Consider the following 14371-nt stretch of genomic DNA (forward strand, 5'->3'; position numbering starts at 1 on the left):
GCACGCGTCTGCGTTATATCCGAGTCTTAAGTGCATATAACATTTCGAGCGCTTTTCGAGGCGTCAAGTCGTCAAGGTCAAGTTTAGCCAACTCATCCAGTACCGGATGGGGCAAGCTGGCGAACATATCGCTCTGGTGCGGCGCACTGGCTTTGCTGCTGGTTTTCTTCGGGCTGGCCACTGCGGTTTCGTGCGGCAAGGCTGTGGTTTCCAGGCGGCTGAGGTGTTCGCGGGCGCGAGTGATCACGTCGTTCGGCACGCCGGCCAGTTGTGCCACGGCCAGGCCGTAACTCTGGCTGGCCGGCCCTGGCAGCACATGGTGCAGGAACACGATGCGCTCGTTGTGCTCGGTGGCGTTCAGGTGCACGTTGGCTACCAGCGGCTCGCTTTCCGGCAACACCGTCAGCTCGAAATAGTGCGTGGCAAATAGCGTGTAGGCACGCAGGTGCGCCAGGCGTTCGGCTGCCGCCCAGGCCAGGGACAAACCGTCGAAGGTGCTGGTGCCGCGACCCACTTCGTCCATCAGCACCAGGCTGCGTTCGGTGGCGTTGTGCAGGATGTTGGCGGTCTCGCTCATTTCCACCATAAAGGTCGAACGGCCACCCGCCAGGTCATCGCTGGAACCGATCCGGGTGAAAATACGGTCCACCAGGGACAGCTCGCAACTGGCCGCCGGGACAAAGCTGCCAATATGCGCCAACAGTACGATCAACGCGGTCTGGCGCATGTAAGTGGATTTACCACCCATGTTCGGACCGGTGATGACCAGCATGCGGGTATCGTCGTCCAGGGACAGGTCGTTGGCAACGAACGGCGTGGTCAGCACCTGTTCTACAACCGGGTGACGACCTTGCACGATGCGCATGCACGGTTCGCTGACAAAGCGCGGGCAGTTCAGGTCAAGGTTCAGCGCACGTTCGGCCAGGTTGCTCAGCACATCCAGTTCGGCCAGGGCGGCGGCGGTGTCCTGCAGCGGCGCCAACTGGCTGATCAGGTCTTCAAGCAGGTTTTCATAGAGCATCTTTTCCCGAGCCAGGGCGCGGCTCTTGGCCGACAGTGCCTTGTCTTCGAACTCTTTCAGTTCCGGGGTGATAAAGCGCTCGGCACCTTTGAGGGTCTGGCGGCGCTGATAATCGATCGGCGCCGACTCCGCCTGTTTGCTCGGCAACTCAATAAAGTAGCCATGCACGCGGTTGTAGCCGACCTTCAAGTTGGCCAGGCCGGTGCGGGCTTTTTCGCGAGCTTCCAGATCGATCAGGAACTGCCCGGCGTTTTCGCTCAGGGATTGCAGCTCGTCCAGTTCGCTGTCGTAGCCGGTCTTGAGTACGCCCCCGTCACGGATGATCGCCGGCGGGTTGTCGATGATGGCTTTTTCCAGCAAGGCTGCCAGTTCCGGGTAAGTCCCGGCTGTAGTTGCAAGCTGTTGCAGGTGCGGCGTATCCAGCTCGGTCATCGCCACCTGCAGTTGCGGCAGGGCACCGAGGGCATCACGCAGGCGCGCCAGGTCACGGGGGCGCGCGTTACGCAGGCCGATCCGCGCCAGGATGCGCTCGATATCGCCGATTTCCTTCAACTGTGGCTGCAGCTTTTCAAAGCGATAGCCATCCAGCAGACAGGTAATTGAAGACTGCCGCGCTTGCAGCACAGCCAGGTCGCGCAGCGGACGGTTCAGCCAGCGGGTCAGCAAGCGACTGCCCATGGCCGTCTGGCAACGATCGACCACCGATTGCAAGGTGTTATCGCGACCACCGGCCAGGTTGGTGTCCAACTCCAGGTTGCGACGGCTGGCGCCATCAAGCACCACGGTATCGTCCAGACGCTCATGGCGCAGGCTGCGCAAGTGCGGCAGGGCGGTGCGCTGGGTTTCCTTGGCGTAGCCCAACAGGCAACCGGCGGCGCCGATGGCCAGGGTCAGGGTTTCGCACCCAAAGCCTTTGAGGTCCTGCACCGAGAACTGCTGGCACAGACTTTTCAGCGCCGAATCACGCTCGAAATCCCACGGTGCACGGCGCTTGGCCCCACGGCGTTTTTCTGCCGGCAGATCCTTTGGCCAATCATCCGGGATCAACAACTCCACCGGATTGATGCGCTCCAGCTCCGCCAGCAGGTTCTCCCAGCCCTTGATCTCCAGCACCGTGAAGTTGCCACTGGTGATATCCAGCACCGACAGACCAAACAGACGCTCATCGCCCAACACGGCGGCAATCAGGTTATCGCGACGCTCATCCAGCAGCGCCTCATCACTCACCGTTCCCGGCGTAATAATTCGCACCACCTGGCGTTCAACCGGCCCCTTGCTGGTTGCCGGGTCGCCGATCTGCTCACAGATCACCACCGACTCGCCCAGCTTCACCAGCTTGACCAGGTAACCCTCCAACGAATGGTAAGGAATCCCACACATCGGAATCGACTGCCCCGCCGACTGCCCGCGCGCGGTCAGCGTGATGTCCAGCAACTTGGCGGCCTTCTTCGCGTCTTCGTAGAAGATCTCGTAGAAGTCGCCCATGCGATAGAACATCAACTGATCAGGGTGCTGGTTTTTCAGTCGCCAGTACTGCTGCATCATCGGGGTGTGGGAGGACAGATCGGACGTGTTTTTACTCATTGGGTCGTAGGCAAATTCGTTGAAAGTGATGGGGCAAAGGGGGCGCTTGGCCCAGCATTTTTTGCGATGGCGGCAAGGTTAACACGCGAGGTTAGGGCGACGCAGGTCGCAAGTCTGCGTTCCGCCACAGGCCAGTGGTAGCGACCGAGTCAATACATACGATATGCAAATTAGCATTTGCCAACCCCCAAAACTCCCGTCACTATCCGCGTTATGCAAAAACGCAACGTTTCTATCGCTTTAAGAGAATTGCTGGACCGCGACCGGATCTCCCCCACGGAGCTTCACCGGCGTACCGGCGTGCCTCAATCCACGCTGTCCCGGATCCTCAGCGGAAAGATCGTTGATCCGTCGGACAAGCACATCTCACGCATCGCCGAATACTTCCGCGTCAGTACCGATTACGTGCGCGGGCGCGCACCGGTCGGCGCTTCGCGCGATGACGGGCGCGACCCGATGCATTCCGAACTCAAGGACATAAGCCTGTGGGACGACGACACCCCTGTTAATGACGACGAGGTGTCGATCCCCTTTCTGCGCGAGGTTGAATTGGCTGCTGGATCAGGGAGATTCGTCATCGAGGAAAGCGAGAAAGCCAGCCTGCGGTTCGGCAAGCGCAGCCTGCGGCATAACGGGGTGCAGTTCGACCAGGCCAAGTGCGTGACGGTGCGCGGTAACAGTATGCTGCCGGTGCTGCGCGATGGCGCGACAGTCGGGGTGAATGCGGGTAAAAGCGGCATTGGTGATATCGTCGATGGCGACTTGTATGCCATCAATCACAATGGCCAGTTGCGCGTGAAACAGCTCTATCGCCTGCCTTCCGGGATTCGCCTGCGCAGTTTCAATCGCGAGGAGCATCCGGATGAGGACTACAGTTTCCAGGATATCCAGGATGAGCAGATCAGCATCCTCGGTCATGTGTTCTGGTGGGGCATGTACGCCCGTTAACCTCCCTGCGTAAGACAAAGCCCGCCAATGTGCGGGCTTTTTTTCGTCTGCGGAAAATCACCAAACCCTCAGCCTGTATGGCTTTGAATGCATCAATGCATTTCCTGGTTAAAAAATAAATGCATTGATGCATTGACTGTATATGCATACATGCATATTCTTCATCTCAAGCCAGCCAAACACGGCCTGGTGGAGGCGGCAAGGATGCTGCCAAGGAAGACAAGGAAGGCACGCAACATCGGCAAGGACGCCATCAGAGCGATGGCAGGGATGCCAGGCAACACCGGCAAGGATGCCGACGCTCTTTAGTTTTACCGCTTCAAGAACAGGCAGCGATGAACCGGCCTAATAACGGTTCAGAGGGTTGGCAACTGGCCCAGGTGTGCAGCGTAAAGCACCAGAAGCAGTTATCCGGCAGACAGGGATCGTGGTCGGAAAAACATTGAGGAAAGGTCCGTACCGCGCCAGTAGCGCCGAAAGACCGAGGACATCATTACTGAAAAGCCCGGGCAACCGGGCTTTTTGGAATGCCTACCTATAAATGGATTTACCCAAGAGCCGGCCCTTTGCCGGTAGTGCTCAGCCAGGAGGCGTGACATGACAAACGAGCAGCAAGCGTTAGCGGAAATGCCTATCTGGCTGGTGATCGTACTGGCCTTGATCGGCGGGGTGTCCGGCGAAATGTGGCGCGCGGACAAAGAGGGCGCCCGTGGTTGGTCGCTGATTCGACGCCTGGCCTTGAGGTCGGGCGCGTGCATGGTCTGCGGGGTTTCGGCCCTGATGCTGTGTTACGCCGCCGGCATGTCGATCTGGACGGCCGGCGCCATTGGTTGCCTCACCGCCATGGCCGGCGCGGACGTGGCCATCGGCCTTTATGAACGCTGGGCGGCCAAGCGCATCGGGGTCAACCAGGCCTCGAACTCCCGCCCGGATCAGCAGTAACCGCTGCAAGGATGCAAGCAGATGACACTTCTCGAAAAACCGTCCCAACTGCCTAGGGTGATTGGGGAAGCGCTGAAGCGCGCGTTCCCACAACTACGGGTCGGTAATCACCATGACTTCTCCGACACGGGCGACAAAACCGGCATTTTGATCAGCGTGGAGCGCAATGTCCCGGGCGTTCGCTCCCTTGCCGGGCGCAAGGCGCATGTCTTGTCGGTTTCACTCAAGGCCACGGTCGTCAGTGGCTCGACGCCCTTTGACGCCTGCGACCTGGCCAGCCGACTGATGGATTTGGCCCTGGATAACCGCTGGGGCTTGCCGCCCGAGCAATGCGACTTGCCCACTGCGATTGTCGCGGCCCCTTCCGTGCTCAGCAGTGCGGAAGCGGACTATGACACTTGGATTGTTTCCTTCACCCAGAACTTCTACCTCGGACTGTCTCTGCTCAAAGATCCCGCAGGCATGCCGCCGTCTACGGACCTGTGTGTAGGTGGGTGTGAGAGGGCGGCGAATGTAACGCCGCTTCCTACTCAATCACACGGAAAAGGTGGTTCAGTAAAAGGAATTTGCAGATGTTGAAAGAATTCAGATGCGGTAACTGCAAAAGACTTCTCGCCCGCACGGGTGGGTTTACAGAGCTCCAGATCAAATGTTCCCGATGTGGGACGCTGAATCATGTAAAGGCCGCGAGCCTCGAGCAATCGCCCATGAGCGCCATACGCCCAATATAGAGGCCTGAACTTAAATCAGCTCAGTAACGGAGTTTAAAATGGAAAACGCAAATTCGGCGTCTCAAACCTTGCAAGATCTTTGGACCCAAGTGCAACCGGTGGATAACACCGGCATGCTTAGGCGCGTGGTTTTTGGGGATGGCAAGTTTTATGCGGCTGGTGGCAACGGTCTTCCCACAACCACTCAGCTTGTCAGCGGAGGCGCGACTGGTACAGCGTGGACCACGCTTAAGGACGTCGTCACCTCTGATAGCGGAAAGGTCCTCAACGATCTGTACTGGAACGGTCTTGGGACACAGCTTCAAGCCCTTTCTCAATCCGGCAATGTGGTCTACGGCAGCACAGCACGCCCTGAAAGGGCTTGGACAAACATTACGGCAACTGTTCGCGTGTCCGGAGACTTGCAAGGCATTGTGTATTATCAGCCAATTTCCGGCAGCGACGCGACCTGGATACTGGTTGGGTCTAACGGTAAAGTCTTTTCCCGTTATGGCGATTGGTCAGGCCAGGTGGAGCGCACTACGACCTTCACTTCTGGCGAGACTGTGCACTGCGTCAACGTCATTGGCGTTTTTGTGTTGGTTGCGGGATCGAATGGGAAGCTGCTTAGCGCTGTGAAGATGGCGACGGGTGATTCGCAATCATTCTCGACCAGAACCAGCACCTTCGGCACTAGCACCATCCTTTCCATGAAGCTTTGCAACGGGAAAATGTTTATCGTTGGTGCGGATGGCAAGATGGCATATTCACCCGATGGGCTTAACTGGACTGCTGTTGCAGATACCAGTTTCGGTGGAACCATCATCCGCGACATTGCTTACGGTAATGGCAAGTATGTAGCTGTCGGCGACGGCGGCAAGACAGCCGTTTCCGAGGATGGGATCGGCTGGGTTCAGCAAGCCAACACTTTCGCAGGAACCGATATCCGGAGCGTCGCCTACGGCAACGGCAATTTTGTAGCTGTTGGTGCAGGCGGCAAGATTGCTTATTGGACTCCATGATCTTCTATCTCCTTGCGTAATAGAGCCCAGCCGTCGCGCTGGGCTTTTTCATTTCTGATTCAGGCTCGCCACAGCCAGGGTGGCCCTTCGGGGGATGCCTGGACGCTGATAAGCCGGTAATGCAACGCTACGGAAAAAAACCGGCAGCCCGTGCGCTCTGTTCACACCAGACTTCCAGAGTGGCGCGAGACTGGATTGGCGAGATCGATGCATTGGGGCGTCGACGCCGGGCTGATCTTTGGCTGACTGCGGGAAAGACCGCGCACCTATTCAGGGCCTCGACATGATCGGGGCCTTTTCGTTTTCGGCTCCACCACACCCATTGCTCCGAGCTGGGAGTGCTGCTGGGGCCGTTCCAATTCAAGTCATGCCCCACGGAGTCGAGCGCATGGAGTATTTACAGCGCCTGCTCGACAAGATCGACAGGTTCGAATTGTTGATTGCGGGCCTCGTTGGGGCGGTGATCGCCAGTCGGTGGCACAAGGATGACCTGGCGAATTGGCGTACCTGGGTGATCTTCTTAATCACTGGGGGCGCGAGTTCGTTGCACCTGGCTGGAATGGTCAGTGCCTATCGCAGTTCCACCACGGACGTTGGTTTGTCTACCTAGGGGGGGCTTTCAAGGTGACTGTGGTGTTGATAACGCAGCCTCAATTGATTCAAATCATGCCAGGCGCTCGCCGTATGGCGGGCCTTTTTTCAACCGCGCTGAATGCGACTTTTGTTCGGTACGAAATCAACAGCGTGCAGCGCGCTGCCGCCTTTCTCGCGCAGATCGGCCACGAGTCCGGCGAGTTGCACTACGTGCGCGAACTGGGCAGTGACGCGTATTTGAGCAAGTACGATACCGGTGCGTTGGCTCTGCGCCTGGGCAACACGCCCGAAGCGGATGGTGACGGCCAACAGTACCGGGGCCGGGGGCTGATCCAGATCACCGGGCGTCGCAACTACCTGGCCTGTAGCCAGGCACTCTTCGGCGATGATCGTCTGTTGCGGGAACCGACATTGTTGGAGCAGCCGCAATGGGCTGTCGAATCGGCCGCCTGGTTCTGGCGGAGCAACGGCCTGAACGAGCTGGCGGATCATGACCAGTTCACCACGATCACGCGGCGTATCAACGGCGGGCTTAATGGGCTGGAGGATCGTTTGCGCCTGTGGGCGCGGGCCAAGGCAGTATTATGCGCGTCTTAAGCGTGTGCCGTTTGATCGGCGTTTGCCTGCTGATGGCTGCCGTCTGGCAGGTGCAGGCGTGGCGATATGGGGGGCGGATTGAACGCTTGTCGGCAACACAGGCGCAGGCCGCCTTGCATCAACAACAGGCTGAACAGGACAAGCGGCTGGCCCTGGAGCAACAGCTCAATGCCAGCGACCAACAACATGTTCGGGAATTGAGCGATGCGCAACGTCATCAGGCTGTTCTGCGCGACCGGCTGGCCACTGCTGATGTGCGGCTGTCAGTCCTTCTCGACGCTTCCAGTGGCTGCCCAATGCCAGCCGCCACCGCCGCCGGCGGCGTGGTTCATGCAGCCCCGCGAGCCCGACTTGACCCAGCGCATGCTCAGCGAATTATCGGCATCACCGACGACGGCGACAGCGCCCTGATTGCCTTGCGTGCCTGCCAGGCCTACGTGCGCGCTGTCGCCCGTTAATCTCTTGTTCCAGTCTGTCGCTTGCATGGGCGATTTGCTCCTGTAGGGTAGGCAAATCCCCACCCACATCTGGAGACGACCGTGAAGGAAATCACTCAACTGGCTGCTGAACTGGGTCGCCGTTTACAGGTGCTCAATGCCCACGTCACCACGGCCGAGTCCTGTACCGGCGGTGGTATCGCGGAAGCCATCACGCGGATCCCGGGAAGCTCGGCCTGGTTCGAGGCGGGTTACGTCACCTATTCCAACCGCCAGAAGACCCGGCAGTTGAATGTGCCGGAAACGTTGTTTCCAAAAGTGGGGGCCGTCAGCCAGGAAGTGGTGGAGGCAATGGTCCGTGGCGCCCAGGAAAAAAGCCTGGCGCGGTTTGCTGTCGCCGTCAGTGGTGTGGCAGGGCCGGACGGTGGTTCGCCAGACAAACCGGTCGGCACCGTATGGCTGGCGTTTGGCGTGGGCGAAGAGATAACGGCCGAGCTTGAGCACTTCACCGGCAACCGCGACGAGGTCCGCCGACAAACGGTAAAGGCCGCGTTAGAGGGCTTGTTGCGACGAGCTGCAGCAGAAATAGAAAATCAGGGGTAGGCGATCTCCGATCTTTGTGGAACAATACTGTCTACTTATACAGGTGTTGGCCGACCAGGCCTTATTGATTACGTGAGGACTTTAATGGACGACAACAAGAAGAAAGCCTTGGCTGCGGCCCTGGGTCAGATCGAACGTCAATTCGGCAAGGGTGCCGTAATGCGTATGGGCGATCACGACCGTCAGGCGATCCCGGCTATTTCCACTGGCTCTCTGGGTCTGGATATCGCGCTCGGCATTGGCGGCCTGCCAAAAGGCCGTATCGTTGAAATCTACGGTCCTGAATCTTCCGGTAAAACCACCCTGACCCTGTCGGTGATTGCCCAGGCGCAGAAAATGGGCGCCACCTGTGCGTTCGTCGACGCCGAGCACGCCCTCGATCCTGAATACGCCGGCAAACTGGGCGTCAATGTTGACGACCTGCTGGTTTCGCAGCCGGACACTGGTGAGCAAGCCCTGGAAATCACCGACATGCTGGTGCGTTCCAACGCCATCGACGTGATCGTAGTCGACTCCGTGGCTGCCCTGGTACCGAAGGCTGAAATCGAAGGCGAGATGGGTGACATGCACGTGGGCCTGCAAGCCCGTCTGATGTCCCAGGCGCTGCGTAAAATCACCGGTAACATCAAGAACGCCAACTGCCTGGTGATCTTCATCAACCAGATCCGTATGAAGATCGGCGTGATGTTCGGCAGCCCGGAAACCACCACCGGTGGTAACGCGCTGAAGTTCTACGCTTCGGTCCGTCTGGATATCCGCCGTACTGGCGCGGTGAAAGAAGGTGACGAGGTTGTGGGTAGCGAAACCCGCGTTAAAGTCGTGAAGAACAAAGTGGCTCCGCCGTTCCGTCAGGCTGAGTTCCAGATTCTCTACGGTAAGGGTATCTACCTGAACGGCGAGATGATCGACCTGGGCGTACTGCACGGTTTCGTTGAAAAATCCGGTGCCTGGTATGCCTACAACGGCAGCAAGATCGGCCAAGGCAAGGCCAACTCGGCCAAGTTCCTGGCGGACAACCCGGACATCGCTGCCACGCTTGAAAAGCAGATCCGCGACAAGCTGCTGACCGCAGCGCCAGACGTGAAAGCTGCCGCCAACCGCGAGCCGGTTGAAGAAGTGGAAGAAGCTGACACTGATATCTGAAGCAAACGATGACCGTTGTACTGGATACACTCGTCGCCGTTCGGCGCACCGCAATGGACCTGCTCGCTCGCCGCGAGCATGGTCGGGTCGAGCTGACGCGTAAACTGCGTCAGCGCGGCGCGGAGCCCGAGATGATCGAAACAGCCCTCGACCGCCTGACGGAAGAGGGGCTGCTTTCCGAATCCCGTTACCTCGAAAGTTTTGTCTCCTACCGAGCCCGCTCCGGCTACGGCCCGGCGCGTATTCGCGAAGAGCTGAGTCAGCGAGGCCTGCAACGCGCAGATATCGACCTTGCCTTGCGTGAATGCGGGATCAACTGGCAGGCGCAGTTGGAAGACACCTGGCGACGCAAGTTTTCTGGCCATCTGCCTATTGATGCCAGGGAGCGTGCGAAGCAAGGGCGATTCCTGAGTTATCGCGGGTTTTCGATGGAGATGATCAGTCGCTTGTTGAGCGGTCGAGACATGGACGACTGAATACTTCGTGTGGTGAGGGAGCTTGCTCCCGCCGGGCTGCGAAGCGTCCCCACCCCTCTAAACCACCGCCGATAAAAAAGACCCACTATGAAAATAGTGGGTCTTTTTTTTGCCTTCAAAAAATCACGCTGGCTCCGGCGCCACTCGTTGCTGCGCCTTCCCCTGAGCTTGCGCCCAGTTCTCCGGTAGGTTGATGTAATCCACCAGCTCCCGCAGCCGGCCCTGATCGCGACCATTGAAGTTGAACACCAACCGCGTCAGATGGCTGAACCTCGGCTCATCATGCTCTTCGCCGGTATACGCAAGTTGCTGGAACTCTCCACTTAGCCGCAGGCTGGCGAATTCACCCTGCAAGTGGGCCAATGCCCGATCACTGAGCGGGTGATGCATGCGCACCACAAACTCACGCTTCAACCAGCGGGTGGAGTGGAAGTTGGCATAAAACTGGTTGATCTCTTCCACGGCCTCTTCGGCGCTGTACACCAGGCGTACCAGCTTGAGGTCGGTGGGCAGGATGTAGCGGTTGGCTTCCAGCTGGCTGCGGATAAAGTCCAGGGCGCCTTGCCAGAAACCGCCGCCGGGCGCGTCCAGCAATACCACGGGTACCAGTGGGCTCTTGCCGGTCTGGATCAGGGTCAGTACCTCAAGCGCTTCATCCAGGGTGCCGAAACCGCCCGGGCACAGCACCAGTGCATCGGCCTCCTTGACGAAGAACAGCTTGCGGGTAAAGAAGAAGTGGAAGGACAGCAGGTTCTCGGTGCCATCGATGGTCGGGTTGGCATGCTGTTCAAACGGCAGAGTGATGTTGAACCCCAGGCTGTGTTCCAGGCCGGCGCCTTCGTGGGCTGCGGCCATGATGCCACCGCCGCCGCCAGTGATCACCATCAGGTCCGAGCGTGCCAGGGCAGCGCCCACTTCGCGGGCCAGGGCATACAGTGGGCTTTCGACCGGCGTACGGGCCGAGCCAAACACCGTGACCTTGCGCCGCCCCTTGAACTGCTCCAGCACGCGAAAGGCATGGTCGAGTTCACGGATGGCTTGCAGGGTAATCTTGGCGTTCCAGCGGTTGCGGTCGTCCTGAGCCATGCGCAGCACGGTGAGGATCATGTCGCGGTATAGCGGAATGTTCGGGCTGTTGGGGGCGATCAGCTGGAGTTGGGTTTCGACCTGCTGCGTGAGGTCGGCGCCGTTTTCTTCAAAATGTCGGAGCAGGCTGTCGTTCGGTTCGTAAGGCATTCAACTTCTCCTTCTTCACAGAGGCGGGGCCTGCGGCGAGAAATTCGTCCGGCGGCCGCGACACTGCATGTGTCGCTGCATGCCCAAGGCATTGCACAGGTTCACCAGGCGGCAAACGGACTCTGTATGTTCCTTGTGATTTAAAAACCTTTGCACTGCAAGTCGCAGGAGGGCAACCCTCTTTTGCCCTGAAAATGTTACAGAACGGTGTGGAAACCATTGTGAACGGGCGGTTGGGATAGCGTGATCATGGGCCGAAAAACCCTTGGCTGGCAACCGCTTATTGGTCACTCATCAGGGAGTTTAGCTGTGTACGGGGAGTTGAAGCGCAGGGAGTGCGCGCCACCGGACGGCAGCGCGCGAGGGTCAGGCACAGGTTACTTTTTCTTCTTGGCCGCAGCCGGTGCCGGGCAATCCGCTTCCACGAACTTCACCGATGCCACAGGACGGTTGGTCTTGTTCTCGGTGATTTCGTAGCGCATCACCGCGCCCTTGGCCATCAGCTCGCGGTAGCCTTTATTCAGGCACACGCTCTGGCCCAGTTGGAAATACACCGCCTTGGGGTTGGCACGCATCTGTTCCGCGCGGTCGGGCAACACGCTCAAGTGGTCGATCAGTTGCATACCTTCTACGGTGTAGGCGACTTCCAGGGTTTTTTCGTCGATTTCCCGTGGCAGGTCCTTGTTGCTTTCGGCCGCGACGCTTTGCAGTTTCCGGTTCATTTGGGCCTCCAGCAGCGAGGCCGCCTGGGCGCACACGGGCAATACCAGCGCGAGGGCGACGGATGGGGCGACAAAACGCAGCATGGAACGCAGCATGAAACTCTCCTGATTCGGTTACTGGTGCATAGACCAGCCACTGCGCTGTGCGTTCAGTGGCGCGCAATTATAGGTGAGCCCCTGCCACTACAGCCAGGCGTATCGCTGGTAAACTGCGGCCACTTCCGCCTTCCACGAGTTTTTACCGTGTCGATTTACCCGTTCCAGCGGCGCATCCGATGAGCCACGCCGTTTCCCGCCTGCGCACTCAGCGCCTGGCCCGCGCCGTCCGGCCGTTTCTTAATCGTGGCTCGCGTGCCGAGCGCTGCCCCGGCTGCCGGGTCATCCCCGAGTATTGCCTGTGTGCCTGGCGGCCAAAGGTCGCGGCGAAATCCGCCATGTGCCTGCTGATGCATGACGTCGAGCCGATGAAACCCAGCAACACCGGCTGGCTGATCGCCGATGTCATCGACGACACCACGGCGTTTGCCTGGTCGCGCACCGAGGTCGATCCTGACTTGCTCACCCTGCTGGCCGACCCGCAGTGGCAGCCTTACATCGTGTTCCCTGGCGAGTTTGTCGCCGCCGAGCGTGTCGTCAGCGAAGTCACGGTGGAGGAGGGCAAGCGCCCGCTGTTCATCCTGCTGGATGGCACCTGGAGTGAGGCGCGCAAGATGTTCCGCAAAAGTCCCTACCTGGAGCATTTGCCGGTACTCAGCCTGGCCCCGGAACAGCTGTCACGCTACAAGCTGCGCCGCTCAAAGCGCGACGACCACTTCTGTACCGCCGAAGTCGCGGCCCTGTGCCTTGAGCTGGCCGATGACCCAGTAGCCTGCGAAGTGCTGGACGCCTACCTCGACGTCTTCAGCACCCATTATCTGGCGGCCAAGTTCCAGTTGCCCCTGGACCCGACGGACATCGTCCATACTCGTCTTGCGCCCCATGTACCGGCGGTATAGCCAGACGACGTTTGCATGATGGCACCCTAAACCCTCACCCCGCTAAAATGCCCGTGGGCGTAGTGCTTGACCCCCTAGGCTACGCTGGGCATGCTGGGCGCCGATTGGGGTGCAACCGTGAATTTTCGACGTCGTTCCAGGTGCTTTTGACGTTGAGCGTGCCCTGTGGCGATGGCTGCCTGGCTGTCGCCTTGTGTACTGGCGAACCCTGAACCCATCAGGGCTCCCATAAAAAACAGGATCATTTAATCAATGGCCACATACGAAATCCTGATAGCCGATGACCACCCGCTGTTTCGCAGTGCGTTGCACCAGGCCGTGACCCTGGGCCTCGGCCCGGACGTGCGCCTGGTCGAAGTGGCCAGCATTGCCGAGCTGGAAGCCCGCCTCACCGAAAAATCCGACTGGGACCTGGTGCTGCTCGACCTGAACATGCCCGGTGCCTACGGTTTCTCCGGGCTGGTGCTATTGCGCGGGCAATACCCGCAGATCCCTGTGGTGATGGTCTCGGCCCAGGAAGAAGCCGATGTGGTGGTGCGCTCCAAGGAGTTTGGCGCCAGCGGGTTCATTCCCAAGTCCAGCGCGATGGAAGATATCCAGAAAGCCGTGCGTACGGTGTTGGATGGCGATGTGTCCTGGCCGCCGCAGGCATTTGAAGAAATCAACGTGTCCGACGAAGCCAAGGCCGCCCGTGATGGCCTTGCCAGCCTGACGCCCCAGCAGTTCCGGGTGTTGACCATGGTGTGCGAAGGGTTGTTGAACAAACAGATTGCCTACGAGCTGAGCGTCTCGGAAGCGACGATCAAGGCGCATGTGACGGCGATCTTCCGCAAGTTGGGCGTGCGAACGCGCACCCAGGCGGCGCTGCTCTTGCAACAACTTGAGTCAATTTCGCAGCATTAAGCTGTCAGCGATTCACGCTTTTTTGACTTTGCGTGATCTAGTTTCCCCACTCCTTTGGTTCAGTTGCCTACATCTATGTCGCCTTTCAAGGGTCAAACCGGTATCAAACGTATCTTCAATGCTGGGGGGTATTCCCTGGATGGCCTGCGCGCGGCGTTCACCGGCGAGGCGGCGTTCCGCCAGTTGGTGCTGCTTAACGTGATCCTGATCCCGGTGAGCTTTTTCCTGAATGTCAGCCGGGTCGAGCGTGCCTTGCTCATCGCGGTCTGCCTGCTGGCGTTGATCGTCGAATTGCTTAACTCGGCAGTGGAAGCGGCGATCGATCGCATTTCCCTGGACCGCCACCCGCTGTCGAAAAACGCCAAGGACATGGGCAGCGCCGCGCAATTCGTCGCGCTGACCATGATCACCCTGGTGTGGGCCGTGATCCTGGTCTGA

16 protein-coding genes and 1 pseudogene are annotated in these 14371 nt (G+C 59.2%); 14 read left to right on the forward strand and 3 right to left on the reverse strand.

Features of this window, described 5'->3' with window-relative positions:
* Positions 1-13: 13 nt before the first annotated feature.
* Positions 14-2605 carry a DNA mismatch repair protein MutS gene (gene mutS / locus KUA23_RS06000; RefSeq protein WP_078047127.1) on the reverse strand — a complete coding sequence of 864 codons (2592 nt, stop codon included), beginning with the start codon at positions 2603-2605 and terminating at the stop codon, positions 14-16.
* 213 nt (positions 2606-2818) lie between these two features.
* Here mutS and KUA23_RS06005 point away from each other — a divergent pair, with 213 nt between their 5' ends.
* The 11 genes and pseudogenes from KUA23_RS06005 to recX all read left to right on the forward strand — a co-directional run bounded on the left by KUA23_RS06005 (position 2819) and on the right by recX (position 10077).
* Entirely contained in the window at positions 2819-3553 is a 735-nt protein-coding gene (locus tag KUA23_RS06005; protein WP_078047128.1) for a LexA family transcriptional regulator, read from the forward strand.
* Positions 3554-4150: 597 nt separating this feature from the next.
* The gene (locus KUA23_RS06010; protein ID WP_068936982.1) at positions 4151-4495 is read left to right on the forward strand and encodes a phage holin family protein; all 345 of its coding nucleotides are present in this window, start codon (positions 4151-4153) and stop codon (positions 4493-4495) included.
* A gap of 21 nt (positions 4496-4516) precedes the next feature.
* Complete coding sequence (locus KUA23_RS06015) at positions 4517-5074, forward strand: hypothetical protein (protein WP_252993579.1); 558 nt, start codon at positions 4517-4519, stop codon at positions 5072-5074.
* On the forward strand, positions 5068-5226 hold the full coding sequence (locus KUA23_RS06020) for a zinc finger domain-containing protein (RefSeq protein WP_099494182.1): 159 nt from the start codon (positions 5068-5070) through the stop codon (positions 5224-5226). Before KUA23_RS06015 ends, KUA23_RS06020 begins: the two co-directional genes overlap by 7 nt.
* 38 nt (positions 5227-5264) lie before the next feature.
* Positions 5265-6227 carry a DUF6242 domain-containing protein gene (locus KUA23_RS06025; RefSeq protein WP_068936980.1) on the forward strand — a complete coding sequence of 321 codons (963 nt, stop codon included), beginning with the start codon at positions 5265-5267 and terminating at the stop codon, positions 6225-6227.
* A gap of 388 nt (positions 6228-6615) precedes the next feature.
* Positions 6616-6813 (forward strand): annotated as a pseudogene (locus KUA23_RS06030) (MFS transporter); the annotation flags it as partial.
* Between the two features lie 47 nt (positions 6814-6860).
* Positions 6861-7418, forward strand: coding sequence for a glycoside hydrolase family 19 protein (locus tag KUA23_RS06035; protein WP_252994258.1), 558 nt, complete (start codon positions 6861-6863; stop codon positions 7416-7418).
* Positions 7406-7876, forward strand: a complete 471-nt coding sequence (locus tag KUA23_RS06040; RefSeq protein ID WP_252993581.1) for a lysis system i-spanin subunit Rz — start codon at positions 7406-7408, stop codon at positions 7874-7876. The genes KUA23_RS06035 and KUA23_RS06040 overlap by 13 nt, the downstream gene beginning before the upstream one ends.
* 81 nt (positions 7877-7957) lie before the next feature.
* Positions 7958-8458 (forward strand): CinA family protein, encoded by a 501-nt coding sequence (locus tag KUA23_RS06045; RefSeq protein ID WP_078047145.1) that lies wholly within the window; start codon positions 7958-7960, stop codon positions 8456-8458.
* 84 nt (positions 8459-8542) lie between these two features.
* Complete coding sequence (gene recA / locus KUA23_RS06050) at positions 8543-9601, forward strand: recombinase RecA (RefSeq protein ID WP_003189042.1); 1059 nt, start codon at positions 8543-8545, stop codon at positions 9599-9601.
* 8 nt (positions 9602-9609) lie between these two features.
* A complete protein-coding gene (recX, locus tag KUA23_RS06055) occupies positions 9610-10077 on the forward strand; it encodes a recombination regulator RecX (RefSeq protein WP_078047146.1) in 468 nt (155 codons plus the stop codon).
* 123 nt (positions 10078-10200) lie between these two features.
* Here recX and KUA23_RS06060 read toward each other — a convergent pair whose 3' ends face one another.
* A complete protein-coding gene (locus KUA23_RS06060) occupies positions 10201-11313 on the reverse strand; it encodes an LOG family protein (protein WP_252993582.1) in 1113 nt (370 codons plus the stop codon).
* Between the two features lie 377 nt (positions 11314-11690).
* Positions 11691-12131 carry a PA3611 family quorum-sensing-regulated virulence factor gene (locus KUA23_RS06065; protein ID WP_034102440.1) on the reverse strand — a complete coding sequence of 147 codons (441 nt, stop codon included), beginning with the start codon at positions 12129-12131 and terminating at the stop codon, positions 11691-11693.
* Between the two features lie 179 nt (positions 12132-12310).
* Here KUA23_RS06065 and KUA23_RS06070 point away from each other — a divergent pair, with 179 nt between their 5' ends.
* From KUA23_RS06070 to KUA23_RS06080, 3 genes are all read left to right on the forward strand, one after another.
* The gene (locus KUA23_RS06070) at positions 12311-13030 is read left to right on the forward strand and encodes a tRNA-uridine aminocarboxypropyltransferase (RefSeq protein WP_252993583.1); all 720 of its coding nucleotides are present in this window, start codon (positions 12311-12313) and stop codon (positions 13028-13030) included.
* Positions 13031-13282: 252 nt separating this feature from the next.
* Positions 13283-13933 carry a response regulator transcription factor ErdR gene (erdR, locus tag KUA23_RS06075; protein ID WP_003189050.1) on the forward strand — a complete coding sequence of 217 codons (651 nt, stop codon included), beginning with the start codon at positions 13283-13285 and terminating at the stop codon, positions 13931-13933.
* A 75-nt stretch (positions 13934-14008) separates the two neighbouring features.
* Positions 14009-14371 (forward strand): diacylglycerol kinase, encoded by a 363-nt coding sequence (locus tag KUA23_RS06080; protein ID WP_012722527.1) that lies wholly within the window; start codon positions 14009-14011, stop codon positions 14369-14371.

This window comes from Pseudomonas pergaminensis (genome assembly GCF_024112395.2).
Lineage (GTDB): Bacteria > Pseudomonadota > Gammaproteobacteria > Pseudomonadales > Pseudomonadaceae > Aquipseudomonas > Aquipseudomonas pergaminensis.

Excerpts from the sequence above, each read along its gene's own strand:
- recX (WP_078047146.1), top strand. The coding sequence starts at position 9,610 with ATGACCGTTGTACTGGATACACTCGTCGCCGTTCGGCGCACCGCAATG.
- KUA23_RS06005 (WP_078047128.1), top strand. The coding sequence starts at position 2,819 with ATGCAAAAACGCAACGTTTCTATCGCTTTAAGAGAATTGCTGGACCGC.
- KUA23_RS06060 (WP_252993582.1), bottom strand. The coding sequence starts at position 11,313 with ATGCCTTACGAACCGAACGACAGCCTGCTCCGACATTTTGAAGAAAAC.
- KUA23_RS06010 (WP_068936982.1), top strand. The coding sequence starts at position 4,151 with ATGACAAACGAGCAGCAAGCGTTAGCGGAAATGCCTATCTGGCTGGTG.
- KUA23_RS06025 (WP_068936980.1), top strand. The coding sequence starts at position 5,265 with ATGGAAAACGCAAATTCGGCGTCTCAAACCTTGCAAGATCTTTGGACC.
- erdR (WP_003189050.1), top strand. The coding sequence starts at position 13,283 with ATGGCCACATACGAAATCCTGATAGCCGATGACCACCCGCTGTTTCGC.
- KUA23_RS06020 (WP_099494182.1), top strand. The coding sequence starts at position 5,068 with ATGTTGAAAGAATTCAGATGCGGTAACTGCAAAAGACTTCTCGCCCGC.
- KUA23_RS06065 (WP_034102440.1), bottom strand. The coding sequence starts at position 12,131 with ATGCTGCGTTCCATGCTGCGTTTTGTCGCCCCATCCGTCGCCCTCGCG.
- KUA23_RS06015 (WP_252993579.1), top strand. The coding sequence starts at position 4,517 with ATGACACTTCTCGAAAAACCGTCCCAACTGCCTAGGGTGATTGGGGAA.
- KUA23_RS06040 (WP_252993581.1), top strand. The coding sequence starts at position 7,406 with ATGCGCGTCTTAAGCGTGTGCCGTTTGATCGGCGTTTGCCTGCTGATG.
- KUA23_RS06070 (WP_252993583.1), top strand. The coding sequence starts at position 12,311 with ATGAGCCACGCCGTTTCCCGCCTGCGCACTCAGCGCCTGGCCCGCGCC.
- recA (WP_003189042.1), top strand. The coding sequence starts at position 8,543 with ATGGACGACAACAAGAAGAAAGCCTTGGCTGCGGCCCTGGGTCAGATC.
- KUA23_RS06080 (WP_012722527.1), top strand. The coding sequence starts at position 14,009 with ATGTCGCCTTTCAAGGGTCAAACCGGTATCAAACGTATCTTCAATGCT.
- mutS (WP_078047127.1), bottom strand. The coding sequence starts at position 2,605 with ATGAGTAAAAACACGTCCGATCTGTCCTCCCACACCCCGATGATGCAG.